This window comes from Halobacteriovorax sp. XZX-3, assembly GCF_043196495.1.
Classification (GTDB): domain Bacteria; phylum Bdellovibrionota; class Bacteriovoracia; order Bacteriovoracales; family Bacteriovoracaceae; genus Halobacteriovorax_A.
The window spans coordinates 1,366,134-1,389,560 of record NZ_JBEBMO010000001.1 but is presented as its reverse complement, the minus strand read 5'-3'; the positions used below and the strand labels follow the sequence as shown (position 1 = coordinate 1,389,560).

At 37.0% G+C, this 23,427-nt stretch carries 25 protein-coding genes; 8 read left to right on the top strand and 17 right to left on the bottom strand.

Annotation, left to right across the window (positions count from 1 at the left end):
• Positions 1-5: 5 nt before the first annotated feature.
• On the top strand, positions 6-1,394 hold the full coding sequence (gene lpdA / locus ABMA70_RS06590; RefSeq protein WP_103216323.1) for a dihydrolipoyl dehydrogenase: 1,389 nt from the start codon (positions 6-8) through the stop codon (positions 1,392-1,394).
• A 19-nt stretch (positions 1,395-1,413) separates the two neighbouring features.
• Positions 1,414-3,054: a 2-oxoglutarate dehydrogenase, E2 component, dihydrolipoamide succinyltransferase gene (gene sucB, locus ABMA70_RS06585; RefSeq protein WP_392990868.1), complete on the top strand. Its 1,641-nt coding sequence runs from the start codon at positions 1,414-1,416 to the stop codon at positions 3,052-3,054.
• Between the two features lie 48 nt (positions 3,055-3,102).
• Here the strand turns inward: sucB and ABMA70_RS06580 are convergent, their stop codons facing one another.
• From ABMA70_RS06580 to ABMA70_RS06570, 3 genes are all read right to left on the bottom strand, one after another.
• Entirely contained in the window at positions 3,103-3,675 is a 573-nt protein-coding gene (locus ABMA70_RS06580; RefSeq protein WP_103216325.1) for a glutathione S-transferase N-terminal domain-containing protein, read from the bottom strand.
• An 8-nt stretch (positions 3,676-3,683) separates the two neighbouring features.
• Entirely contained in the window at positions 3,684-4,298 is a 615-nt protein-coding gene (locus ABMA70_RS06575; protein WP_392990870.1) for a hypothetical protein, read from the bottom strand.
• Positions 4,299-4,391: 93 nt separating this feature from the next.
• Positions 4,392-5,123, bottom strand: a complete 732-nt coding sequence (locus ABMA70_RS06570; protein WP_392990872.1) for a class I SAM-dependent methyltransferase — start codon at positions 5,121-5,123, stop codon at positions 4,392-4,394.
• A gap of 120 nt (positions 5,124-5,243) precedes the next feature.
• Here ABMA70_RS06570 and ABMA70_RS06565 point away from each other — a divergent pair, with 120 nt between their 5' ends.
• Entirely contained in the window at positions 5,244-5,378 is a 135-nt protein-coding gene (locus ABMA70_RS06565; protein WP_255407605.1) for a hypothetical protein, read from the top strand.
• Here the strand turns inward: ABMA70_RS06565 and ABMA70_RS06560 are convergent.
• Together ABMA70_RS06560 and ABMA70_RS06555 are read right to left on the bottom strand one after the other, a co-directional pair.
• Positions 5,358-6,110 (bottom strand): endonuclease I family protein, encoded by a 753-nt coding sequence (locus ABMA70_RS06560; RefSeq protein WP_158246750.1) that lies wholly within the window; start codon positions 6,108-6,110, stop codon positions 5,358-5,360. The genes ABMA70_RS06565 and ABMA70_RS06560 overlap by 21 nt on opposite strands.
• Positions 6,111-6,243: 133 nt before the next feature.
• Positions 6,244-7,062, bottom strand: a complete 819-nt coding sequence (locus ABMA70_RS06555; protein ID WP_103216329.1) for an endonuclease I family protein — start codon at positions 7,060-7,062, stop codon at positions 6,244-6,246.
• A gap of 233 nt (positions 7,063-7,295) precedes the next feature.
• On the opposite strand from ABMA70_RS06555, the gene ABMA70_RS06550 reads away from it, so the two are divergent.
• Positions 7,296-7,700 (top strand): hypothetical protein, encoded by a 405-nt coding sequence (locus tag ABMA70_RS06550; protein WP_103216330.1) that lies wholly within the window; start codon positions 7,296-7,298, stop codon positions 7,698-7,700.
• 1 nt (position 7,701) lies between these two features.
• On the opposite strand, the gene ABMA70_RS06545 is transcribed toward ABMA70_RS06550, so the two are convergent.
• Positions 7,702-8,949 carry a replication-associated recombination protein A gene (locus tag ABMA70_RS06545; protein WP_392990875.1) on the bottom strand — a complete coding sequence of 416 codons (1,248 nt, stop codon included), beginning with the start codon at positions 8,947-8,949 and terminating at the stop codon, positions 7,702-7,704.
• A 163-nt stretch (positions 8,950-9,112) separates the two neighbouring features.
• Here ABMA70_RS06545 and rpsU point away from each other — a divergent pair, with 163 nt between their 5' ends.
• Positions 9,113-9,337 carry a 30S ribosomal protein S21 gene (rpsU, locus tag ABMA70_RS06540; protein ID WP_021266202.1) on the top strand — a complete coding sequence of 75 codons (225 nt, stop codon included), beginning with the start codon at positions 9,113-9,115 and terminating at the stop codon, positions 9,335-9,337.
• 175 nt (positions 9,338-9,512) lie between these two features.
• Here the strand turns inward: rpsU and ABMA70_RS06535 are convergent, their stop codons facing one another.
• The 8 genes from ABMA70_RS06535 to ABMA70_RS06500 all read right to left on the bottom strand — a co-directional run bounded on the left by ABMA70_RS06535 (position 9,513) and on the right by ABMA70_RS06500 (position 17,966).
• A complete protein-coding gene (locus tag ABMA70_RS06535) occupies positions 9,513-10,334 on the bottom strand; it encodes a hypothetical protein (RefSeq protein ID WP_103216332.1) in 822 nt (273 codons plus the stop codon).
• A 57-nt stretch (positions 10,335-10,391) separates the two neighbouring features.
• Positions 10,392-10,937, bottom strand: a complete 546-nt coding sequence (locus tag ABMA70_RS06530; protein ID WP_103216333.1) for a hypothetical protein — start codon at positions 10,935-10,937, stop codon at positions 10,392-10,394.
• Between the two features lie 112 nt (positions 10,938-11,049).
• On the bottom strand, positions 11,050-11,892 hold the full coding sequence (locus tag ABMA70_RS06525; RefSeq protein ID WP_146037733.1) for a pyruvate, water dikinase regulatory protein: 843 nt from the start codon (positions 11,890-11,892) through the stop codon (positions 11,050-11,052).
• 41 nt (positions 11,893-11,933) lie between these two features.
• Entirely contained in the window at positions 11,934-12,893 is a 960-nt protein-coding gene (gene miaA / locus ABMA70_RS06520; RefSeq protein ID WP_392990878.1) for a tRNA (adenosine(37)-N6)-dimethylallyltransferase MiaA, read from the bottom strand.
• Positions 12,890-14,581, bottom strand: coding sequence for a DNA mismatch repair endonuclease MutL (mutL, locus tag ABMA70_RS06515; protein WP_392990880.1), 1,692 nt, complete (start codon positions 14,579-14,581; stop codon positions 12,890-12,892). The genes miaA and mutL overlap by 4 nt, the downstream gene beginning before the upstream one ends.
• An 8-nt stretch (positions 14,582-14,589) precedes the next feature.
• Positions 14,590-15,495: a GGDEF domain-containing protein gene (locus tag ABMA70_RS06510; RefSeq protein WP_103216337.1), complete on the bottom strand. Its 906-nt coding sequence runs from the start codon at positions 15,493-15,495 to the stop codon at positions 14,590-14,592.
• Between the two features lie 111 nt (positions 15,496-15,606).
• Positions 15,607-16,833 (bottom strand): hypothetical protein, encoded by a 1,227-nt coding sequence (locus ABMA70_RS06505; RefSeq protein WP_392990882.1) that lies wholly within the window; start codon positions 16,831-16,833, stop codon positions 15,607-15,609.
• Complete coding sequence (locus ABMA70_RS06500; RefSeq protein WP_392990885.1) at positions 16,833-17,966, bottom strand: acyl-CoA dehydrogenase family protein; 1,134 nt, start codon at positions 17,964-17,966, stop codon at positions 16,833-16,835. The genes ABMA70_RS06505 and ABMA70_RS06500 overlap by 1 nt, the downstream gene beginning before the upstream one ends.
• A 228-nt stretch (positions 17,967-18,194) precedes the next feature.
• On the opposite strand from ABMA70_RS06500, the gene ABMA70_RS06495 reads away from it, so the two are divergent.
• Positions 18,195-18,374, top strand: coding sequence for a hypothetical protein (locus ABMA70_RS06495; protein WP_103216340.1), 180 nt, complete (start codon positions 18,195-18,197; stop codon positions 18,372-18,374).
• Between the two features lie 120 nt (positions 18,375-18,494).
• Positions 18,495-19,181: a hypothetical protein gene (locus ABMA70_RS06490; protein ID WP_146037734.1), complete on the top strand. Its 687-nt coding sequence runs from the start codon at positions 18,495-18,497 to the stop codon at positions 19,179-19,181.
• Here the strand turns inward: ABMA70_RS06490 and ABMA70_RS06485 are convergent.
• The 3 genes from ABMA70_RS06485 to ABMA70_RS06475 are packed head-to-tail and all read right to left on the bottom strand — an operon-like array spanning position 19,178 to position 21,238.
• On the bottom strand, positions 19,178-19,729 hold the full coding sequence (locus ABMA70_RS06485) for a hypothetical protein (RefSeq protein ID WP_392990887.1): 552 nt from the start codon (positions 19,727-19,729) through the stop codon (positions 19,178-19,180). The genes ABMA70_RS06490 and ABMA70_RS06485 overlap by 4 nt on opposite strands.
• Positions 19,716-20,453 (bottom strand): flagellar motor protein MotB, encoded by a 738-nt coding sequence (locus ABMA70_RS06480; protein ID WP_392990889.1) that lies wholly within the window; start codon positions 20,451-20,453, stop codon positions 19,716-19,718. Before ABMA70_RS06480 ends, ABMA70_RS06485 begins: the two co-directional genes overlap by 14 nt.
• A 2-nt stretch (positions 20,454-20,455) precedes the next feature.
• Positions 20,456-21,238, bottom strand: a complete 783-nt coding sequence (locus tag ABMA70_RS06475) for a motility protein A (RefSeq protein WP_392990890.1) — start codon at positions 21,236-21,238, stop codon at positions 20,456-20,458.
• A 300-nt stretch (positions 21,239-21,538) separates the two neighbouring features.
• Between ABMA70_RS06475 and ABMA70_RS06470 the strand changes: the two genes are divergently transcribed.
• Positions 21,539-23,425 carry a hypothetical protein gene (locus ABMA70_RS06470; RefSeq protein WP_392990892.1) on the top strand — a complete coding sequence of 629 codons (1,887 nt, stop codon included), beginning with the start codon at positions 21,539-21,541 and terminating at the stop codon, positions 23,423-23,425.
• Positions 23,426-23,427 lie beyond the last annotated feature (2 nt).

Here is a 23,427-nt window from a genome sequence, read left to right as displayed (position 1 = left end):
TTTTTATGAAGAAATTTGATGTTATTGTTATTGGTTCTGGGCCAGGTGGATATGTCGCCGCTATTCGTGCTGCCCAACTTGGAAAAAAGACTGCGATCGTTGAAAGTAAAGAACTAGGCGGTGTTTGTCTTAACCGTGGATGTATTCCAACAAAAGCGGTTCTTAAAGCAGCTCACAGTGTACACGAGCTTGCTGATATGAAAGATCTTGGTATTGATGTTGAACTTAAAGGTTTAAACGGTGGCCAAGCTGTTAAGCGTGCAAAGGGAATCTCTGCAAAGATTTCTGGTGGTGTTGCTTACCTAATGAAGAAAAATAAAATTGAAGTTTTTGAAGGTTATGGAAAGCTTCGTACAAATACTCAAGTTGAAATTACTTCATCTCGTGGTCACACTGAGACAATTGAAGGAACAAATATCATCCTTGCAACTGGTGCTCACTACCGCTCATTTCCTGGACTTGAGCACGATGGAAAAAGACTGATTGGTGCTTGGGAAGCAATTAAAATGGAAGAGCTTCCAAAGTCAATTGGGATCATCGGAGCTGGTGCTATCGGTGTTGAGTTTGCTTACTTCTGGAATGCATTTGGTGTTGATGTTCATATCTTTGAACTTCAAAAGAATCTTCTGCCAATCGAAGATGAAGAATCTTCAAAAGTAGTTGAGAAAGCATATAAGAAATACGGAATTAAAATGTCTCTTGGTGTTGAAAAAGTTTCAGCTAAGAACAATGGTAATGACGTAACAATCACTGAAGTAAAAGGTGGTAAGACTGTTGAGCATAAATTTGACATGGGTCTAATCGCTGTTGGTATGACAGGAAATATCGATGGTATCGGACTTGAGACTGTTGGTGTTCAAACTGATCGTGGGTTTGTTGTAGTTAATAATACTTACCAAACAAACGTACCAAATATTTACGCAATCGGTGACCTTGCTGGTCCACCTCTTTTAGCACACGCAGCTTCTCACGAAGGTATTATTGCTGCTGAAGCGATTGCTGGTCTTCACCCACATCCACTAGATAAGATGAATGTTGCTGGTTGTACTTACTGTCAGCCACAAGTTGCATCTGTTGGTTACACAGAAAGAGCTCTTAAAGAACAAGGTATTAAATACTCAGTAGGTAAGGTTCCATTTACTGCAAATGGTAAGGCCATGGCATCTAACGAAACAGAAGGGTTTGTTAAAACTCTTATGGGTGAAGATGGAGAAATGCTTGGTGCACACATTGTTGGTACTCATGCAACTGAACTAATTCACGAGTATGTACTGTTCAGACAAATGGAAGGTGTTGATGAAGAAATGTTCGCAACGATTCACCCACACCCAACTCTAGGAGAATTCCTGGCTGAATCTGTGTTAAACGCTAAAGGTAGATCAATCAATTTTTAATTATATATAAGGACTGAATATGAAAAATGATATCGTAATGCCACAAATGGGTGAGTCTATTACAAACGGAACGATTACAAAGTGGCACAAGCAAGTTGGTGACACAATTGAAATCGATGAAATCCTATTAGAGATCTCGACTGATAAAGTTGAATCGGAAATTCCATCTCCATTCTCTGGAAAGATCGTTGAGATTCTTTTTGAAGAAGGTGAGACAATTGATGTTGGTGTAAAAATCGCAGCAATTGATGATGATGCAAATGCAGCTGTTTCAGCAGCACCTGCAGCAGCGGCTCCGGCTCCTGCAGCTCCAGCAGCAACTCCTGCTCCTGCGGCAGCGGCTTCTTCTTCAGATACTCTTGAAGACGTTGTTATGCCACAAATGGGAGAGTCAATTACTAACGGTACAATCACAAAGTGGCACAAGCAGCCAGGTGATATGATTGAAATCGATGAAATCCTTCTTGAGATTTCAACTGATAAAGTTGAATCAGAAATTCCATCACCATATGCAGGTCGTGTTGAACAAATTCTTTTTGAAGAAGGTGAGACAATTGATGTTGGTATTAAAATCGCAGCAATTGAAACTGATACTTCAAAAGCATTTGGTGCAGCGGCAGCTCCGGCGGCGGCAGTGGCAAGTACTCCAGCAGCAGCACCAGCGGCAGTTGCAGCAGCTCCAGTAGTGGCAGCTTCTGTTCCAGCAGGACGTCGTTTCTACACTCCTCTTGTAAGAACTCTAGCAGCTAAGCATGGTGTTGATGTTAATGAATTAGCACACCTTAAAGGAAGTGGAGCAGGCGGACGTGTAAACAAAGCTGACTTCATGAATTTCCTAAATAATAGAGGAGCAGCTCCTGCAGCAACAACTTCAGCTCCTGCGGCGGCTCCTGCTCCAGTAGCAGCGGCACCTGCACCTAAGGCAGCAGCACCAGCTTCTGTTCCAACTGCAACAAGCGGACGTGTTGAAGTTATTCCAATGGATAATATGAGAAAAGCAATCGCTAAGAATATGGTTGCTTCTAAAATGACTTCACCACACGTTAACTCGATTGATGAAGTTGATATGACAAACCTATTTAAATTTAGAGAATCGTTCAAGAAACAATTCCAAAAAGAAGAAGGTTTCTCTCTAACTTATACTCACTTTATTCTTTATGCTCTAGTTCAAGCGCTTAAAGAATTCCCAACGGTTAATGCTTCAATTGATGGTGACAATATCATCATGAAAAAAGACATCAACCTTGGTTGTGCTGTAGCTGTTCCTGGTAACGGACTTGTTGTTCCTGTAATCAAAGGTGCAGATAACCTAAATATTAGAGGTATCGCTAGAAAGCTAGACGAGCTTGTTCAAAAGGCAAGAGCGAAGAAGCTTACTATGGATGATATGTCAGGTGGAACTTATACTTTCACAAATAATGGATCTTTCGGAATCCTTATTGCAACACCTGTTATCCTTCAACCACAACTTGGTATCTTCTGTGTTGGTACAATGAAGAAGCGTCCAATTGTTACTGAAGATGACTCAATTGCAATTCGTCAGATGATGTATGCAACTCATACATACGATCACAGACTGATTGATGGTGAAGTAGGATCGAAATTCCTAAGACACGTAATCAACACTCTTCAGACAACTGATTGGGCGGGATTATTTTAGTAAATTTAAAAAATCAAAATAGAAAAGGCTACCATCGGTAGCCTTTTTTTATATTCTTGGTGCTGATTTTTGGTAACGTTCTCTATCTTTAAGACTTTCATAGAAGTTTTCTAAGGCGAGATGACCTTTCTTCCAGTTAAAAACATCTCGAAATGTCAGCCAATCAAGAACGCAAAGTAGCCAGTCTTTTTCCAGCTGATGAAGTCCACCTTTATCAACTTTCTTTTCAAGTGAGTCTAGAATACTCTGCACTCTTTCGTACTGAACTTTAGAGAATTTAGACTCCCATTTTGTATCACATTCCCAGAGTTTTTGTTGAAACAGAATGATACATGAATCACAAAGCTCATCGATTAAACGAAGCGCTAATTTTGTATGTACATCTAATTGCTTTCCTTGTTTTTCGAGTAAGTATTCACAAATGATAGTTGAATCAAAGATTGAACCATCTTCTGTTTCTAGAATTGGGATTCTTCTTGCAGCATTATATTCACCAATTTTTTTTGCACCATCTGGAGTAAGTGATCTCACTTGTTCAAGTTCATAAGGAATTCCGAGTTCTTCGAGTACGAGAATCACTTTCCTAACGAAAGGTGATGTTGTTGATCCAATTAGTTTCATACAGGCCCCTAGTTCAAATCATTATTGATTTTAATTTCTGGTTTATCTGTCTTGATTGTAACGTTAAATTGGCATTGATAGATATCTTTTTTCTTATTCTTTTCTAAGTAGCAATTTAAGTGTTTACCTTTCCTCACTTCGTAATTCTTGGCCCCTATTGTGTGATAGTCATCAGCAATTAAGTCGAGTTTTTGCCAAAATCTTTGGGCCAGGTTTCCATCAAACTTTATCTTTAATGTATTATTTTCAAAGCGAATCTTTGCCTTCCCATTTGCCCTCGATGTTTCTAAGAATTCACTGATAGCTCCTTTTCCAAAATCGGTATCACTATTATATGAAGATAATTCTCCTTCTCCTTTTCCATTTAGATAGAGATGACAGTGAAATTTATGACTTGGTTCGCGCACGCAAAAAAAGTATTTGTGGTAGCGAAAGACGAGGCCATGGACGAGGTCAGCGTAGGTATTTTTAACAGGAAGACCTAAAAAAATTTCTCTTGCATACTTTGAGTCAACGACAGAGAACTCATTTACGTGGCTTGAGATTTCGATACCTGAGATTTCGGTAGCGAATGTTTTAAAGGTTAGAATAAGGGCAAACGATATCAGTAGGAGCTTCTTCATAACTATGAACTATAGAATTCATCGAGATTGAAGTAAAACAAGTTCACAAAAGATTAACAAAGAAAACAATAGGCCAACAAACTAAATCACTAACTACTTAGAAATAGTAATAAGGCTTCGATACATTTTATTCGCCTTGTGGGACTCTACATTCTTGCTAATCTCATTATACTTAGTACGATATAAATTTGAATTTCCTTCAGCAGTAAAATCTGATTCAAGTTTCTCAAGAAGTTCCTTGGCCTTATTATTAAAAATGAGGTCATCTTGAGTGAAGTCTTGAATTTCAAATTTATCTTTATACTTATTTGCAATGGCCTTACCAAGTCGTGTTTTGCGAAATGGTCGCTCTGATGTATAGGTGAGGACAAACTTTCCTTTTGGTTTTAAGCTATCCATAATCTTGTTTAAAGTGCGGTAGAGGTCATTGAGCATATAGAAACCATCTAGCGAGATAACAAGATCAAATTCATTCTCTCCGAGCCATGTTGTTTCATAATTTGCTTCTTTATAATCATGATCACTTTCGACGAGATCAAATCCTTTTGCCTTAAGTTTGTATTTCTTTGCAAAGTAAGCCGTTAATTGTCCTGTTCCACAACCGATATCAAGAACTTTTTGATGGGGCTTAAAGTGAGAAGTTAGAGCAGAGAATTGCTTCTTTGATAGGTTATTTTGCATGAAGCATTCAATTCCATGCATCTCTTTACAATAAGTTAGATATGATTGTGATTCTTTTGCAAAACGGTAGTAATTCGTGAAGGCACGTTTAGCTTTGGCGTTGAATCCCTTTTGTGTAAGTAATTTTCTAATAAATTGAAACATAGTTTTTTATACTCCTATTTTCTTTAAAATTCTATCTTCATGAAATCTTAATCAATTAGAATTTGTGAGAACTTTAAATAAGTGTTTAAAATAGACTAAGAAGCCAAATAGGAGGTTCCTATGATTAAGTTTTTAGTATTTTTAGGATTACTTGTGACTTTAGCGAATGCTGCGGTAACGACGGTCTTTATTGACGGCCTCAATATTAAAGGCCGCCAAAAAGTTGAAAATATATTAGAAGTCTTTGATATCTGAAACTAGCTCTGGGAAGTCGATATAAGGATTTCTATTTCCTTGAATCTCTTCAATCTTGTTATTTCTTTCGATTTCATCGCTGTCCACTGGATCTTCTGCGTGCCATCTTCTTAGGTATTTTTCCATTCTACTATTAATCTTCGCTCCATAGCGAGTTGCAAAGTAGAACATTGCTCGAGCAACATTGCCCTTATGCTCTGTTGGTGGTTCAAAATAATGTCCATCAGAATGAGAAGCAAAACAATCTCTCGTTGCAGCTTTTCCACCTTTTAGGTCAGCAAAGTCATTTGAGCTACGAACGCTATTGGCCTTAGAGTCAGTTGGGAATAAATGGTGAAGGTCACCTTTTTGAAGTTGTGAACTAAATCCGCCTGTAAATTTTGACTGAGGCCATGTGTGCTCACAGTTAACAATTTGATGGTTAGGGATTTTCCCATCTCCAATTGGTCCGATATTAGGAGTACTTCCATTGAAAACTTTATTGCAGTAAACACCTTTTACATAAGGTTGGTTACTTTCATCATATTTTAAATGTAATTCGTTAAAAAGGTAGCGCTTAGCTTGAGAGTAGGAATTTTTTTTGTGATTTTGGCTGATAATTCTTTGTAATTCTGTTCTTAGGTTTTCATCTTGTAAAAGGTCATTTGCGACTTCTGCTTTAAATGATTCCGGATAATAGCCGGCAGTGGTCGTTAGTGCCAATAAGGCTGCTACTAAGAGTTTTAATTTCAAAATCTAATCCTTGATATTGTTGCTGTATATAAAAGCATCTCAAAGATGAAAGGTTTTGCAAAATAAAAAATGAAATAGAAAGGCCTTCTTAACAGAAGGCCAATATTAGTACTGAAATGGATTAGTCAAATATTTAGAAATTATCGATTTTATCAGCTAGGTTAGCGATGTCGATAAATGGATTTCTATTGTTTTGTACAGAATAGATAATTTCGTTTCTTTCTCTTTCTTCAGCGTCAACTGGATCAAGCTTATCCCACTCTCTAAGAACTTGCTCTTGGTGGTTTGAGATTGAAATATCATATCTTACTGAGAAGTAGAAAAGTGCTCTTGCAACATTTCCTTTGTGCTCAGCTGGTGGTTCGAAAGCACCGTTACCTTGAGTTTGTGAAGCTGTACAATCTTCATAATCAACTGGGAAACCATCTACATTATCAAATTCATAGTTACCTCTTACAGAGTTAGCTTTTGAATCAGTTGGGTATAGGTGGTGTAGGTCTGATTTTTGAAGACCTTTGTCAAAACGACCAGTAAATTTTGATTGTGGCCAAGTGTGCTCGCAGTTAAGAACGTTTGGGCTAGGGATTTGTCCTGGACCCATAGAACGAGTTTGAACTCTTCTTAGTGTCTTTTGGCAATATACATCTTTAATGTAGTAACCTTTATCATCTTCTTTTAAGTGGATTTTTCCGAAAAGTACTTTTCTAGCGCCTTTGTAACCTAGGCTTCTTTGGCTGTAACAACGACCTTTGTTCTTTGAATCACATCCAAGAACATCTTGAGAATTTGTTTCTTGGTGAGTTGTATTTAGAACTTCGAATAGGTAGCTCTTTAACTCTGCTCCACCTCTTGAAAGAACATCATTAGTTTCTTTCGGGTAGTAGTTATTTAATTCTGCAGCATTACTCGTAAGAGCGAAAAGTAGTGTTGATAGAACGATTGCGATTTTCATCTAATCCCCTTTAGTGGTTTGTGTGTGTGAAGCTTTTATAGGACATAATTATTAAAATGGCTAATAGGAATCTTAAGTTTTTCTAATAATTTCTGTCAGGTAATCTAATTTCAATATTTAGACGCGCTGCTCTTAATGAAAGTTTAATAATACTATCGAAAAATCTGGATTTATTTAGTCGGGTTTTGTATAAGTCACCAAAGAAAATAACAACATTATTAGGGTAACTTAATATGAAATACATCTTAATTGCATCATTGCTTATATCTTCAAGTGTCTTTGCTTACACTAAGACAACTCTTAATTGTATTAAGAAGCTAACGTATGATCTTAATGTCGATAGTCGTGCGTTTAAAATTAATACTGATGAAGTAGATGCTGATATTGATTTCGAGGGGAGACCTCTTGATGAAGCGATTGCTATCATTAGGACAACTCTTGAATTAAATGGATGTAATAGTAATAACGCAATTAACTTTTCTAAAACACCATCTGGACGTGCAAAAAGCCGTTGTGTCGAACTTGTTCCAGGACAAGACTATTCAATGAGCTGTTATGTTGAATCAAATATGGGATTCTTCTTTGTAACAAAAGACCTTCAAACGGATGCGTTTGTTGTTTATTCTCGTTGGGACTAGACTACTTTCCCCAAAGTTCTTCTAAACGTTTCTTTATATTATTTTCTACGCCAATCGCTTTTGGTTGGTAGAACTTTGGCGTTCCTTGAGGTGCGTATTGTTGCTTAACAAAAGCTCCCTCGAAGCTATGTGGATACTGGTAAACAACTTTATGATCTTTATCTGGAAAGTTCTTTAAATGCTCTGGAACTTGGATTGTTTGCGAATTCTCTACATATGCTAAGGCTTCGTTTATTGCATTGTAAGCAGCATTACTCTTAACGGTACTAGCTAGGTAAGTCGTGGCCTGTGCTAGTGTAATTCGTGCTTCAGGCATACCAATATTTTGAACAACATGAAGTGCATTTGTAGCAACAGTGAGTGCATTTAAGTCTGCATTACCCACATCTTCACTTGCAAAGATAACTAAGCGTCTGGCGATAAAGACTGGGTCCTCTCCACCATCAAGCATAACAGCTAGCCATAGAATGGCCGCATTGGGATCACTTCCACGCATACTTTTAATGAAGGCAGAGATTACATCATAGTGGCGATCACCACCAGCATCAAAGTTTCGTGAATTTTCTTTGATGATATTTTTAACAGTTTCAAAATCAATTTCATCGTCTTGCTCAAGAAGGGAGAAGATGACTTCTAGACTTCCAAGAGCAATGCGAGCATCACCGTTTGCGTATTCACAAATTAGATCGAGATATTCTTGAGATAATTCTTTTTCTAATTTTGTGATCGTTCTCTTTATAAGAGAGCGAATTTTGTCGGTTGTGAATGATTTAAGCTCAATAATCTTCATACGAGAAAGAAGAGCGCGATTAACTGAACGACGAGGATTCTCAGTCGTTGCTCCAATAAGAATAAAGCTTCCTTGTTCCACATGTGGAAGAAGAGCATCTTGTTGGGCCTTATTAAAGCGGTGGATCTCATCAATAAATATAATGGATTTTCTTTGAAAGTCTCGGGCCTCGTCTTGTGCCTTTTGGATAAGCTTCTTAAGTTCTGCTACGCCAGATAAAACTGCGCTAAATTCGTAGAAATTTGCGTGAATTTCACTACCTAGTACCTTGGCCAGCGTGGTTTTTCCACTCCCTGGAGGACCCCAGACAATAAGTGAAGGTATATTTTCACCCTTAAGAAAAGGGAAGCGTCTAGCTAGGGCATCAAAGCCCTCATAATCCTGCTTGCTACTTGGTCTTACTTGATGAGCAAGTGGTGTGACGGATGAATCTTTTGCGCTGAATAAACCTTGTTGCATATATTACCTAAAGTAAGTTGGCCATTGACACATTGTGGGGCCGTCGTGTAATTTAACATACCAATTAAAGCTAGACAAAATTTAGAGCGTTAAAGCTCTGAATAAATCTCATAAAGCTGTCGTTAAAGGTAGTGAGAAAAAAAAATAGAAGGAGGTGAATGTTATGTCTAAAGATTACTCAATCAAAATCGAGATCGATGAAAGATTAAGTGCGGAAAGAGCTCTTAAGAAATTCAAGAGATACTGCGAAGCTTTCGGTGTTATTAGAGAATACAGAAAGAGACAAGAGTATAAGAAGCCTTCTATTAGAAATAAAGAAAAGCTACAAGCGGCTGAGAAGAGAAGAAAGAAAACTCAGACGAAGTACAGTAGAGGTTCTAAAATCTAATTTGATTTAAATTTCTTATATACTTTAAGGGCTCCCGACGGGAGCCCTTTTTTATGTCCAGGATGGACGGTATGTCCGCGGAGGCAGGAGCCGAGAGCGGACGCATGTTCAGGATGGACGGTATGTCCGCGGAGGCAGAAGCCGAAAGCGGACGCATGTCTTAAATGGCACAATGTTAGTAGAACATTAATTTTAAAATACTATTCCAACGAGCGTGCATAACTTTAACGTTACGAACATATTCTCTTGGAAATCCTGTCTGACCTTTTTCTAGATCCATGTGAAATACATTCCATTGCATATTGAGATCACCCAAACGATCGATAAACCAGCGCTTATCTAACTCTGCCATCATTCTTAATTCAAGTGGCGAAAGGAAGTTATCAAGGAATTGTTCAAAGGATGGCTTTAGTTCATTAGGTATAATGTAGATAAAGGCATCATTTGAGTAGTTATACATTTTTCCAACGTAATTCTTATAACTTTCAATATGAGGAACATAGGTTGAAAAATTTGTTCCTTCTGTTAGATGTAGAAGCTGTATATAGGATTGAACACGAAGATTCAGGTTATCAATATTATCAAGTAGAGAGATAAGATTAATATAGTCGTCAACATTTCCATATTGTTGAGTTGGAAGAGAGATGAAGTCTTCGCGAAGCTTTTTAATGTTTCGCTCAGTTGCCTGAATAAGTGGAACGACTTTTTTTATTTCTTGATAACAAGTCTTTTGATTTTTTTTACACTCGTCATAAGCTCCATCAAATTGCAGTACTAATTTAAGAGTATTTTCTCTTAAGTTGATAAAGTCCTGTGATGTGTAAGTAATTCTCTTAACGATATAATAGAAGTCATTCTTAAGTGAGCGCAGTTGCGGACGAACATAGCGACGATAGCTATAGTCATTTAATTTTAGTTTTGAAGAATCAAAATTAAAGTACGGGTATTCCGCAAAACTAGAAAGGGTAAGAAGAATGGCAAAGATTATTTTTTTCACTTCTTAAATGATTGAAGAGGTGGTGCAAAATGTCAATTAGCTTAATAAAAAGTCAAATTAGCCAACGAGATCAAGATCTTCTTGAGGGGCAATGTGACTTAGTTCAATATATTTTGGCTTCATTTGAAGTGAACGAAACTCCTGAACCCAGCTGTCTGTGTTACATAGAGATATAGAAATATTGTGTTTAGGAATTTTGTGTTTCGCTAAGATTCTTGGAAAAAGTCTTAGTGGTGAGCCATGTAGCTTGAAGTGAACATCAAGGTGAGATGGAATCTTTCCTGAATAGATGAGTGCTAAGCAAATAAAAGTTCCCGCATTACAAGTTTCAATTTGAATTCTGTCGCTTTTTACTTTTTTAATAAGTGAGAGTAGGTCGCCAGCATATCTTTCAAGTTCTTTTGTATTCAAGTTTTCAAATTTAAAGATGTCTTTTCTGTTTTTTGCCGTTAGAAGTCTCTTCTCATTTTCGGAGAAATTTAGATGAGTAAAATTCGTCATCATTACTTCATCAAAAGTGGGCTCTTGAGTATCGAATTTGTATACAACGTCGGCCCCAGCACCTTTAACTTTGATTTTTCCAGAAAATAAGACCTTAGACACAACGAACCTCGTAGTTACTAAATTGATAATGTTATTTAGTTAATCGGAACGATTGGGTATTTAATTAAGTAAATTTGCTATAAATTTGAAATTTAACTAATTATCGTCGAATTTAGTCGTCAGACTCACTCATTAACTGCTTGAAAATATTATTTTTTCTCATTTGAAGCAGTTTCATGATATCTGTGGCCGTCTCTTCTAGGGCGCGGTCAGTAACGTCAAATACCGGCCATCTCTTGTTCTTGCCAAAGATTTCATTGGCCCATTCTAACTCTTCGATAACCTTATTCGTATCCGCATAATCACCTGTGTGCTCAGTTGCGCCAAGTTTATTTAAACGGTTTTTACGAATTGAATAAAGTGCTTCAGGGTCAATCGTTAGGGCAAAGATTTTTCTTTGGTCAATTTCAAAAAGTTCCTTAGGAAGATCTTGTCCGTTAATAATAGGAATATTAACAACCTTAATTCCGTGCTGAGATAGGTAGACAGAAAGAGGTGTCTTAGATGTACGTGAAATACCAACGAGGATGACATCTGCAAGATGGAGAGTTTCTACGTTTCTTCCATCATCATGGTTAAGAGTGAACTCCATTGCAGCAACTCGATCAAAGTACTCAGAGTTCACGGCGTGTAGAAGGCCTGGCTCACTCTTTGGTTCTTGGTGAAAGTAATTAGAGAAAGTCGTTAGTACTGGCCCCATTAAATCAAGGGAGCGTACGTGCTTTTGCATCGAAATCTCTTTTGTATATTCTCTAAGCTCTGCTGATACGATTGTGTAGATAACGAGGTCGTGATGAATTGCTGCTTCATCAAAGATTGATTTAATCTGTTCTTTAGTACGAACATTTTTAAATCCTGTATAGAAGACTTCACTTTCTGGGAATTGTGTCATGGCCGCGCGACTGATTGCCTTTGCAGTAGAACCTGTTCCGTCAGAAATAATAATTATTTTCATCTTTTTCAAAATTAACCTCTAATAAAATCGTTATAACTACTTTATTCAAGAATGAAGTCTTCGACAAGGTTATAGATGTCATTTCGCTGACTTAATGGGTGAAAACGAGATAATGGTGTTACTTTTTTTAGGAAAGTTTTTTGAGACTTCGCGAGCCTGCGAGTTGCAAAATAAATCTTTTCGATAAGTTCTTCTTCAGATGTAATCTCACCATTTAGATATTGAATCGTTTCTTTATAGCCAATGGTTTTTAGGGCCTTAAGCTCTGGCGAGTGATCATCATTGGCCATAATATCTTCAACCTCTTTAAGCAGTCCCTGTTCTAGCATCTGTTTTGTTCGCTTCAGTATAATTTCCCAATGCTCTTCTTTTGGAAGCTCAAGGCAAATATTAAGCGTGTCCCAGCCATGAATATTTGTTGAGAAATCATACGCCCCATGATCATCGGCTTGCTTTTTTTGATCAGAAATCTTCTTCCCCGTCATGCGATGGTACTCATAAGCACGAGTACGACGATAGTGATCGTTCTCATGAAGATTCTCAAGTGATTCAGGATCATGAACCTTAAGATAAGCCACAATTGGGGCCATACCTTCTTTTTCATAAAGATCACGGGCCTCTTGCTGAATGACCTCATCGGTTGATTCTGATTCATACATGCCGCGAATAAGGCTTCGAAGATAGAAGGCGCTACCTCCAACTAGAATTGGAACAATTCCTTTTGAATGAAGCTCATTGATTTTATTTATAGCTAATTCGACAAAGTCAGATGCATTTAATTCTTTCGTAATAGGGGAGATGCTAACGAGATGATGAGTGACACCGTCCATTTCAACTTCGTCTGGCTTTGCACTTCCAATATTTAATTCATTATAAAAGAGAACACTATCGAAGTTGATAACGTGACATTTTTCAATACCAATACGTTTGGCAAGATCAATGCTGATTCCTGTTTTGCCCGATGCAGTTGGCCCTAATAGAAGAATTAATTTCTTTGTCATTTTAGTAATTTTTTTAATTTCTTAGGCGAGATTCTTTTTGCAATTTTCTTTTCTACTAAATCGTAGAAAGAAATAAATGAAAGAAGTCTTCTTACTTCACTTACTTGAAGCTCTAAATCTTCAAGCAGATCATTACCGTTAATAATATTTGCAGATATTTTTGCGTATGGAAGATCTTCGAATACGTGAGACACTGACCTTAGAACACAAGTGTGTGCATCAAGACGTTCAATCTCAATTCCCATTGCCATGTATTGCGATAGGTTTTCCATATCCGTCATATCTTTTGAAATTGGCTCTGAAATTAGTAGAGGAGTCATATTGTCGATATCAATTTGCCCACAAGCTTCATCTAAATATACTTGAGCATCAACAAAGTATGGACCTCTCTCGATGTGATTAAAGAGAAAAATATTTTCACCAAGTGCCGATATCGTTAACTCACTTTGCTGGCCAATTGTATTTTCTCCAAAAAGAGAGCTTTGGCCATGAAAGTCTGTACCTTGATTAAGTTCATTTTGAAATCTTTGTAGATTTAAACCACCGCCAAAGTTATTAGCAATAATATTATCTCCACCTTGGTTGAATAGGGCACTTGATAGAGAGTTGAAATTTGCTTCATCTTCATTCATTTCAAGAGAGTGGTTCTCATTGATATGATCTTGATTTTCTGAAATGAGCTTCTTCGCTGTAGCACTTGTTAGAGAGAATATCTCATTGCTCTTTAAAAATTTAATAATTGTTTTATTTGGATGAACGTTTACATCAATTTCATGCTCAGGCACTCTGAATTGCATGATGTAGTCGCCAGTTAAGCCTTGAGGCCAAAACTTTTCCATATTTCTAATGATGATCTGATGTATCTTTTTGTCAGTAAAGAGACGGTTGTTTACAAAGAGAAACTGTTGCTTTCCGCTGTATCCCTTTGAGGCATCTTTAGAGACGTAGAATTTACAACTTGAACCAAGGTATTCACCATAAGATTGCATAATCTCTGGAATATTCTTGCGTGATTTCTTTTTAAAGATTTCCCCAACTCGATTCACTGTATGTTCTTGAGCACGATAAATTTCAGGGTCTTGGTCATCCCATGTGATTGAGAACTCAACTTGAGGGTAGTTAATTAAGAACGAGTTAATAACACGCTTTAGGGCATTCTTCTCACTCTGTCCTGACTTCACAAATTTCAATCGAACTGGAGTATTAAAGAAAAGGTCTTTGACGTAAGTAGAAGTTCCACACTTATGTGTCGAATACTTTGAATGCTCAACCGTTCTAGCTCCGTGAATAACATACTTTGCACCTTCTTCAGGATTTGATCGAGGAGCTGAGTGACATGATATTCGTGCTACTGATGAGATTGAGGCAAGTGCCTCTCCACGAAAGCCAAAAGTATTTAGGCGGTAGATATCTTCGAAGTTATTGATCTTTGAAGTTGCGTGACGGCAAAAGGCGTAGGGAAGTTCATCAAAGAACATTCCATCACCATTATCTTCAATTGCGATAAGATCTAAACCTGCATTAATAATCGTGACTCGAATTTTAGTCGAGTTTGCATCAATTGAATTTTCAAGTAATTCTTTAAGAACATTGGCCGGGCGTTCAACAACCTCACCGGCCTTGATTTGATCAATTAAGTGTTCGGGAAGAAGGTTAATTCTATTTTGTGTATTCTCTGATATTTCCATTATACGAACTAGTCGCGATAGAAATTAACCTGGTTTCTTCCACCTTCCTTGGATTTGTATACTGCAGAGTCGGCCCTTTTAAATAGGTCTGTTCCACTACTAACTCCCTGTCTGTAGTCAGAAACGCCAATCGATGCAGTTACCGGTAACTTATTATCGTCGTAAATGAAATCGTGAGTTTCTACCGCCTTTCTTAGGCGCTCAGCGATTTCGTATGATTGTTTAATATTTGTTTTAGGAAGTAGAACAACAAACTCTTCTCCACCATAACGTGCGAAAATATCAGTTTCTCTAATTCCGTTTGAACGGATAACTTCAGCTAGTTCTTTTAGTACGTAGTCACCAGCATCGTGTCCGTAGTTATCATTAAGTTTCTTAAAGTGATCTAGATCGAAAACAATAAGAGAGAGTGGAGTACCTGTCACTTTTGACTTCTTCACTTCAAGATCAAGTTTCTTGTTGAAGAAAGACTTATTGTAACAACCAGTTAGTCCATCTGTATTTGCTTCTAGTTGAAGCTTATCATAAGTAAGTCTCTCTGGATCACCTTTTGGAAGGTATTTAAGTGCCATTGCACCCATCTTAATGATGTCACCTTTTTGAAGATCAGTAGGTGCTTCAACTTTACTATTATTTAAAAAAGTTCCATTTCTAGAACCAAGATCAACTACCTGATATCCATCCGCAGATGAAACTAACTTGAAGTGCTCTCTTGAGATACCATTAAACTCTAATGGAATATCACATTTTGCACTTCGGCCAACAGTAATCTCTTCTGCTTTTAAATCAAAAAGAGTGCCGTTTAAATCACCACCAACAACAAGAAGGGCCGCAGGCTTATCTTCGGCTTCTTTATTCGCTGATGCTAGGGCAGCTTTAATGTCAGTCAATACTAGAGTAGCGTCATCACTCATATTCGTCCTTTCAGTACTTTATAATAGATTGTTTTCCCTGTTGATTTTAACTAGCGCCCCGATTTTAATCAAGATTGGAAAACATTTCTATCTGTCTAAATCGTGTATTTCTCATAGGTTATCAAGCCATTCAAAGCTATATATTTTTCCGGCCTCAACTCCTGGTTGGTTAAACGGATCAATATTTAGGCAATAACCTGTGATAGCTGTCAGGTACTCGAAGAATACAATCAACTTGGCCAAATTTACTTCATTTAGTTTTTCTATTTCAAAAGTAATATGTGGAACTCTTTGTTCTGTTAAAGCTTTTTGAGTTCCGTAGAATTCTGAATCGATTAAATTCTTCAGTGTGTACTTTCCGAGTTTTTGTAATTTCGGATGATTGAATGAATTTCTTAATTCAAAATTGTTTGCGAACTCTTTAACATGGACGAGGATCATTACTTTATTTAACGGGCCTTCCATGAATAATTGCATTTGTGAATGTTGATCAGTAGCACCATAAGAAGGAATTGGAGTTATGCCAATTCTTGTTCCATCTTCTTTCTTTTTCCCAAGACTCTCTGCCCATAGTTGTACAAACCAAAATGCAAAGTCTCTCATCTTACTCGAATAAGGCATAATAACAGTTTGGTCATAGCCTTGTTCAAGATGATTTAGAAATGTTGAAGTTACTTCTTTTAGTTCTGATGATTCTTTTAGTGACTGTCCATATTCGAAACCGCTTTTGCAAAGAGCTTGAATATCAATTCCAGCAAAGAGAGCAGGTAATAAGCCAACAGGAGTTAAAACACTAAAACGCCCACCAATATTTGATGGGATTGCCAAAGTTGTAATACCTAGCTCATCTCCAAGATCTCTTAGTTGTGAGTTAGCTGGGTCACTTGCAAATACAAAATAATTTTTTAAATCTTCTTCGGCGACTCCTGACTGTACTAATTCATTTGCAAGAATTGCAAAAGAAGCAAGTGTTTCAGCAGTACCACCAGACTTTGATACAACATAGATTAGAGAGTTCTTTAAATCGATACTATCTAGTAGTTCCTTTGTATCGTCTGGATCAATATTATTAAAGAAATGAAAACGACGTTTCATATCTTTTCTAAGTGCGCTTACTAGCATCTCAGGCCCAAGTGCACTTCCACCAATTCCTACTTGGACAAAGTCACGTCGAGAATTAAATTTAGAAAAGATATCAACACACTGTTGTTGATAATATTCTTCACTTAATTTTGAAACAAATTCAAAACGAGGGTTTGATTGAAAGTTTTCAATTTCCTCTAGAATTTGCTCTGACTTGTCTTTATGTTGAATAAAGGAATTAATTGAAACTTTCATTAGGCTCCGTATTCCTTCTTTAGAAGACGAGAGATAACCACTTTTTGAATTTGGTTTGTTCCTTCAACAATTTGAAGAACTTTTGCATCTCTCATAAATCTCTCGACTGGATACTCTTTTGTATAACCAACTCCACCAAGAATTTGAACAGCATCAGTCGTAACTTTCATTGCTGTATCACTTGCACGCATCTTTGCCATTGAAGCAAGCTTTTGATTTGAAGCTCCGTCATCAATTGATTTTGCAGCAGCTTGAACAAGTAGTCTTGCAGCTTCGACATCACAGGCCATATCGGCCATCATGAATTGTAGTCCTTGGAAGTCAAAGATTGCTTGTTTAAATTGTTGTCTTTCTAGTGAGTATTTAATTGCTTCATCTAGTGCACGTTGAGCACAACCGACAGAGATTGATCCAATTGCGATTCGACCTTTATCAAGCCCACTCATTGCAACTTTGAAACCTTCACCTTCTTTTTGAAGAAGGTTAGCGTCAGGAACAAAACAGTTCTCAAATAGAAGTTCACGAGTAGGTGAGATATTCCATCCCATTTTTCTTTCTTTTTTACCGTATGAGAATCCTTCCATTCCGTCTTCTACGATAAATGCAGAAACACCTTTTGCTCCTTCTCCACCTGTTCTTGCCATTACAATATATGTTTTCGCAATTCCACCTGAAGTGATCCAAAGTTTAGAACCATTTAAAATATATCCACCTTCAACTTTCTTTGCTGTCGTCTTAAGACCTGCAGCATCTGAACCTGCTCCAGACTCTGAAAGAGCAAAAGCTCCAATGGCCTGACCACTAGTTAGTTCTGGAAGGTATTTTTGTTTTTGTTCTTCATCTCCAAAAGTATTTAGAATTGATTGAACCATTGATGAAACAGAAATTGTCACAGCATAGGCCACTGATGACTTTGCAATTTCTTCAAGTGCATAACTATAGTCTTGAACTGGAAGATCAAGTCCACCGTATTCTTCAGAAACAGTCATTCCTGTAAAACCTAGCTCTCCAAGTTCATTGAAGATTTCCATGCGAAACTTTCCTTCGAAATCATCGTGCTCCATATGTGGCTCGATTTTCTCTAGGCGAAAGCGCTTAAGTCCCTCTACAATCTCTTTTTGCATTTCATTCATATCTAAACCCTTAGAATTGTTCAATTAATTATAAAATCTACCTACAGTACCAAATAAATCATAAATGGTTAAATTTTATGAAATTTAATGCCGCTTTCTTGAATTCTTAAACGTAATTACAGTATCTTAGATGATGCAGTGATTAACTAGGTTTTATTTAATGGATTTGTGCGATACAATAGAACAAAAGGTGAAAGCCCCTTCCTAAGCGCATGCAAGGAGAATACAATGAGAAACGACTTCAACCTAGTTCATTCTGAGAATGCAAACGGGAATGCGGAAGAGATTGAGTTAACTAATTCGTTTCCTTATATGCTTCTCATTGCTTCAATGGCCGTAATTACAATCATGCATTTAATTTTATATCCTCTGGCCAAGCAGTTTGCAGCAAGATTCATCGGCTATTAGGTATAACTGCCACAGAATTTAGCCGCCCTAAAACTAGTGTTTTCTACACTAAGTGTCTGATTTGATTGATGTCCCAATGAAGTTCTTCGTTAAGTCTCATTTCACTTTTATAATTTGATTATGAAAACACTACAAGAATTTCGACCAACTCACAAAAATGTAATTAACAACGGTAAGGCCAAGAAAGCCGGCACGTCTCGTAAGTCAAAGAAGGCTAAAAAGGGGAGCTCTTCTTTTAATCTTACGAACGTGGCCCTTGCTGTTTGTGCAGTTCTTATGGGTGTTGGGCAATATAAAAAGTCTTCAGAAGTAGCAAAGTTAAAAGAAGCGAATGCTTCATTAACTCAAAAGGTTGCTAATCTGCAAATGGACTCGATGAAATATATGGCAGACAAGAAGATTCAAGAGATTTCAAAAGAAACTCTTAAGAGTAAAGTCGCTCATGTGGATTCCTTGAATGCCATTATTGCAAAAAGTAAAACAGATCTAGCAAAAGCTAATCTAGAAATTGAAAGTCTTAAAAATTTAAAAATGTCTGCACTAGAATATAAAACGAAGCTGGCCCAAATTGAAAATGAATACCAGAAGCGTTTAGATGAGCACAATAGAGCAAGTACTGAAACGATTACACGAATGGGTCGTAAGATGATGGCAGAAGTTGATAATGCTAAGACGCGAGCACCAGCAAGTGCTACACGTCATGTTGTTCAATTTAAAGGAAATCAGCCAGTGAATGCAAAAGTACTTAGTAATCAGAAAAGAGCTGTTGAGTCTGATGAATGGAGCTCAAATAATATGGAGTTCTAATTACTTTCAAACTTAGCTAATAGCTTCAGGGCCATATCCTTACGGTAAGCAATATCAACAGGAAGGGCCCTAAAATCCAGATTATCAATCGTACCCATAAACTTCTTATATCGCTTAGACAGATCTTCTCTTGCTTTACCAATAAAGAACACGTCAAGGAACGTGATATTATTACGTGCAATTTCAATCTCTCTCATACTATTGAAGTAAATCGCCATATTTTCTAAATAGAGTAGAGCAGCAATACTTTGATCTTCATTTGTTGAACTATTTTTTAAGTCACGATCATAGAGAGAGTGAATGAAGCTTTCAATCGAATTAATATCTATTGGCCTAGCAACAGAAACAATTTGTGTAAGATCACGTCGAAGACATGATTGATACTTTGTTATTTTATCTTGTTGAATGCATTTGTCGTAATCCATTTTATCTATTCTCTCTTGTGCCACCGAAGGGTTAAGGAATAGGTAAGTTGGAATTGTCACTCCTAAGAATACGACAAATACAACGATAAATTTTATAAAGTCTCTAAGTTTATTTTTTGTCATTAAAATATATTCCGAATCCAAATTTGATTTTCGATTTTGGATCTTTAGGTTCTACAACTTTAATAATAACTCTTCTGTTTGGGCTAAAGAAAATTTTATTCTTATTTTTTTCTTTTAGTTTCTCTAACTCTTCTGGAGTTATAAGTGGCTCAGAGTCACCCTTTGTCGTTGCTGCTAGCGTGCTAGGAGGGAAACCAAAGTACTCAAAACGAGAAAGAACTTTAGCTGCTCTTACTGCTCCTAATTGCCAAGGACCTTCGATGCCCGGAGCAATACTTCTCTCATCAGAGTCAGTGTGCCCCTCAATCATAATTCGATAATTAGGATTCTTAGTTCTGATAATATCAATCATTGTATCAAGTGATTGCATACTACTCTTATTAAGCTCTGTACTTCCTTCAGGGAAAAGAATACTACTTGAAAATGATATGATGAGTTCATTATCTACAATGGAAATCTTACTATTCTTCTCTAATTCAGGGTGCTTTGAAATTTCTTCTGTAAGCTCATTAAGCTTAACTTCCGAGCTTTTAAACTTTCCCTTTTGAAAAGAAGTCGAAAGATCCTTGGCCTTTTTGTTGAAACCGACAGGATCATAATTTGCAAATGCCATCATCAGAATGAAGAAACAAGCAATTAGAGTCATCATATCTGCATACGATACTAGCCAACCACTCTCGTCATCTCCGCCACCCTGATTTTGAACTTTCTTTTTAATTGCCATTATTAACTCGCAGATTTCCAGTCTAATCTTTCATTAGGTGCAAGGAAAGAGTTAAGCTCTTCTGCAACTAGTACTGGATTAGACTTTTCTAGAATATGTTTAATACCTTCAAGAACGATATTGTCTTTAGCTTCCATTTGTCTTTGAATCTCTTCAAGGTTTTCACTAATTGGGATAAATCCAAGGTTTGCAATGATAACTCCATAAAGAGTTGTAATAAGACAAACACCCATGGCCGGTCCAATCATCTTCATAGCATCTGCTCCACCAAGGTTTGCAAGAAGTACGATCATCCCAATTGTTGTCCCCATCATCCCAAAAGCCGGTGGAAATTTTCCAAGAGTTTTAATCTTTCTAGTATCTTCACTTCTAAGCTGATTCATATTGACAGCTCTTTGCTCAAGGATCTCAATAACTTTTTCCTTTTGAAGAAATCCATCTGCAATTAACTCAAGTCCTTCTTTTAGAAATTCATCGGATGCTTTACCAGGAAGGTTTTCAGCAGCTTCGCCTGAACGATAAGCTTCACAAATTTGCATGATCTCTTTAATAACACCTGGAGAGTCCACCATTTTCCCACCAAGGAATTGTTTGATGAAAATCTTAAGGAGAGCTCCAATTTTATTAAGTTGAAATGCTACTGAAGTCGCTGCAAAAGTTCCTCCAAGTACAATGAAGAGGGAAGGGCCATCGAAGAAAAGTTTTAAGTCACTTGATGACATCCTTAGACCTGCAAAGAGAATTACCGCAGAGAGGACCAAACCAATTAAAGAAAAAATGTTCATTTATTCACCTTTGTAAATATTGATTACCAAAATTTTACTATTTTTAACTACTTAGGTTAATTTCTTCTCAGGTCGACACTTTTTTCCGCCTGAAATTATGCGGCCTCAGATTTCTTAACTTTAAGTTTGTCATGGCATCGGTTGGGGAGCGGTAAGGTTGAACAAATACTAAACTAAATATGCGTTCGGTAATATTTTCCTTTAATTTTAGGCACTTAAAATAATTCTCTTTTTAAACTACAATTTTGAGTGAGAAGCGTAGCGTTATTTTTAATTAATGTAAATAAAATGGGTTATCGAATGAATAGAATTTACTTTCTGTTAGGATGTTTTTTACTTTTTAGTTGTGTTGGAAAGGTTGAGGATGCAAATTCTGAATTAACAAAGGGGATTAATGACGGAGAAACAGTCATTAATTACACTGGTATTCAGGATGCAATGGCCGTTGCACATGATAAAGTTGAAATATATTTTCCACCTTCAAATCTTGATCCTTTAAAAGTTACTTATATCATTAACTACGATGGTGCGATTGCTCCAATTACAGTACCTGGGCGTACTCTTGTTCCTGATTATCGTGGTTTTCTTCGTTACACAGTTACTGGTTTAAATATTAATGAACAATATGTTTTTAACGTTCAGGCTAAAGACGATAAAGGGCAGCAGTCAGTTAATGACGCTTTTAAGTCTGTAGCAACTTATTCAAATCAAACAGCTAACTTTACTGGTATTGGTAGCATTAAAAATCTGTCAGGTGGAGCTTCGAAAAACTCTCTATTAATTGAATGGCCAGCAGCAGAGAGAACTGGTGGATACATTCCTGAAGATTCGGATGTTTCAAAGTATGAAGTTGTTTTAATTAATTCTGATACAGCAACACCAGTTGCGTTCGACGACACTTCATTTACAGCACCAACTCGTATTGTAAACTATGTTGATGGAAAAAAGATTTCTCAACAGGTAAATGGTCTTCTTCCAGGTACAACTTATTATGTGAGAGTTAGAGGTATTCACCACGGATTTAGTAAATTTAGTTCTGATCCAAGTTATTATTATGAAAAGAATAATAACTACCTATCAGCTACTACACTAAGTGATAGCGTGGGGGACATACAAGTTGATCTAGATTCTTTTGAAGTAACAACTCCTAGTAATAGTACTGGAAAAACCTCTCTTGATTTAAGTTGGGCAACAGGGATCGGAGCAATCGATCATTACCGAATCTACTATAAAGAAAATGGAACAGGTGAGGCGTGGTCGACATATAAGAATAGTCGCGATGATATTTGTAATGGTCAGGAAACGACAGATCCGGCTTACTTTTGTAAGCAAGTTACATACGAAGATAGTAAGTCAAAGCTTGTTGAGCTAGAGCCTTATACTTCTTATGAAGTATATCTTATTATGTGTTTAGATTCTTTATGTTCTCCGGGGAAGTCAATTATATATAATTCTCCGAACGTTTATCGTACAAGCCCTCCGCTTGTAAGCTTCTCAGGAATTACTGAAATTAATAATCCACGATACCATTGGGCCCTTAACGAAATCTACTTAAGCTTTGAACCTGTAGATCTAGCTAGTGGTGTAATTGATGGGATGTTAATTGAAGTAAAAGGGAGAAGTACTGGTGAGCCATTTATTGATACATTCATTAACTTTCCAGATGGTAATAACCCTACATCGCTAAATCCATCAACTCTCGATTTTACTAATGGAACAGAAGTTTCAATTAGAGGGATCGACATTAACTCGACTGAAGAGTACTGCTTTGCTTTATTACCATTCGTTTACGTTGGTGACGTTGTTACACCTAATCGTGACTCAGAAGTAGTTAGCTGTATTGTTCCGCAGGTAATGACTCCTACATATGAAGACTTTACTGGAATCAGTTCTTTATATTTTGATAGTTCAAATAATTCCGCAGCTATTTCATGGACTCCTCCTGAAGAGGGGGTCTACGACCGATATGTTGTCTTTATGAAGACAACCACTGGAACTTTTAGTTTTAGTGATGCTGTAAATGGGAATAATGATTACTTAAGATTTGAGGCCGAAGAGAATGCTGTTGGTATAACAATTCCTTTTATTCCGCCTGGGACATATTACTTTGGTGCACTAACTTATCTGTACCAAGAAGACAAATACTCTGAATATAACAATAGTATTCAAACACTGGTGGTTGAGTAATT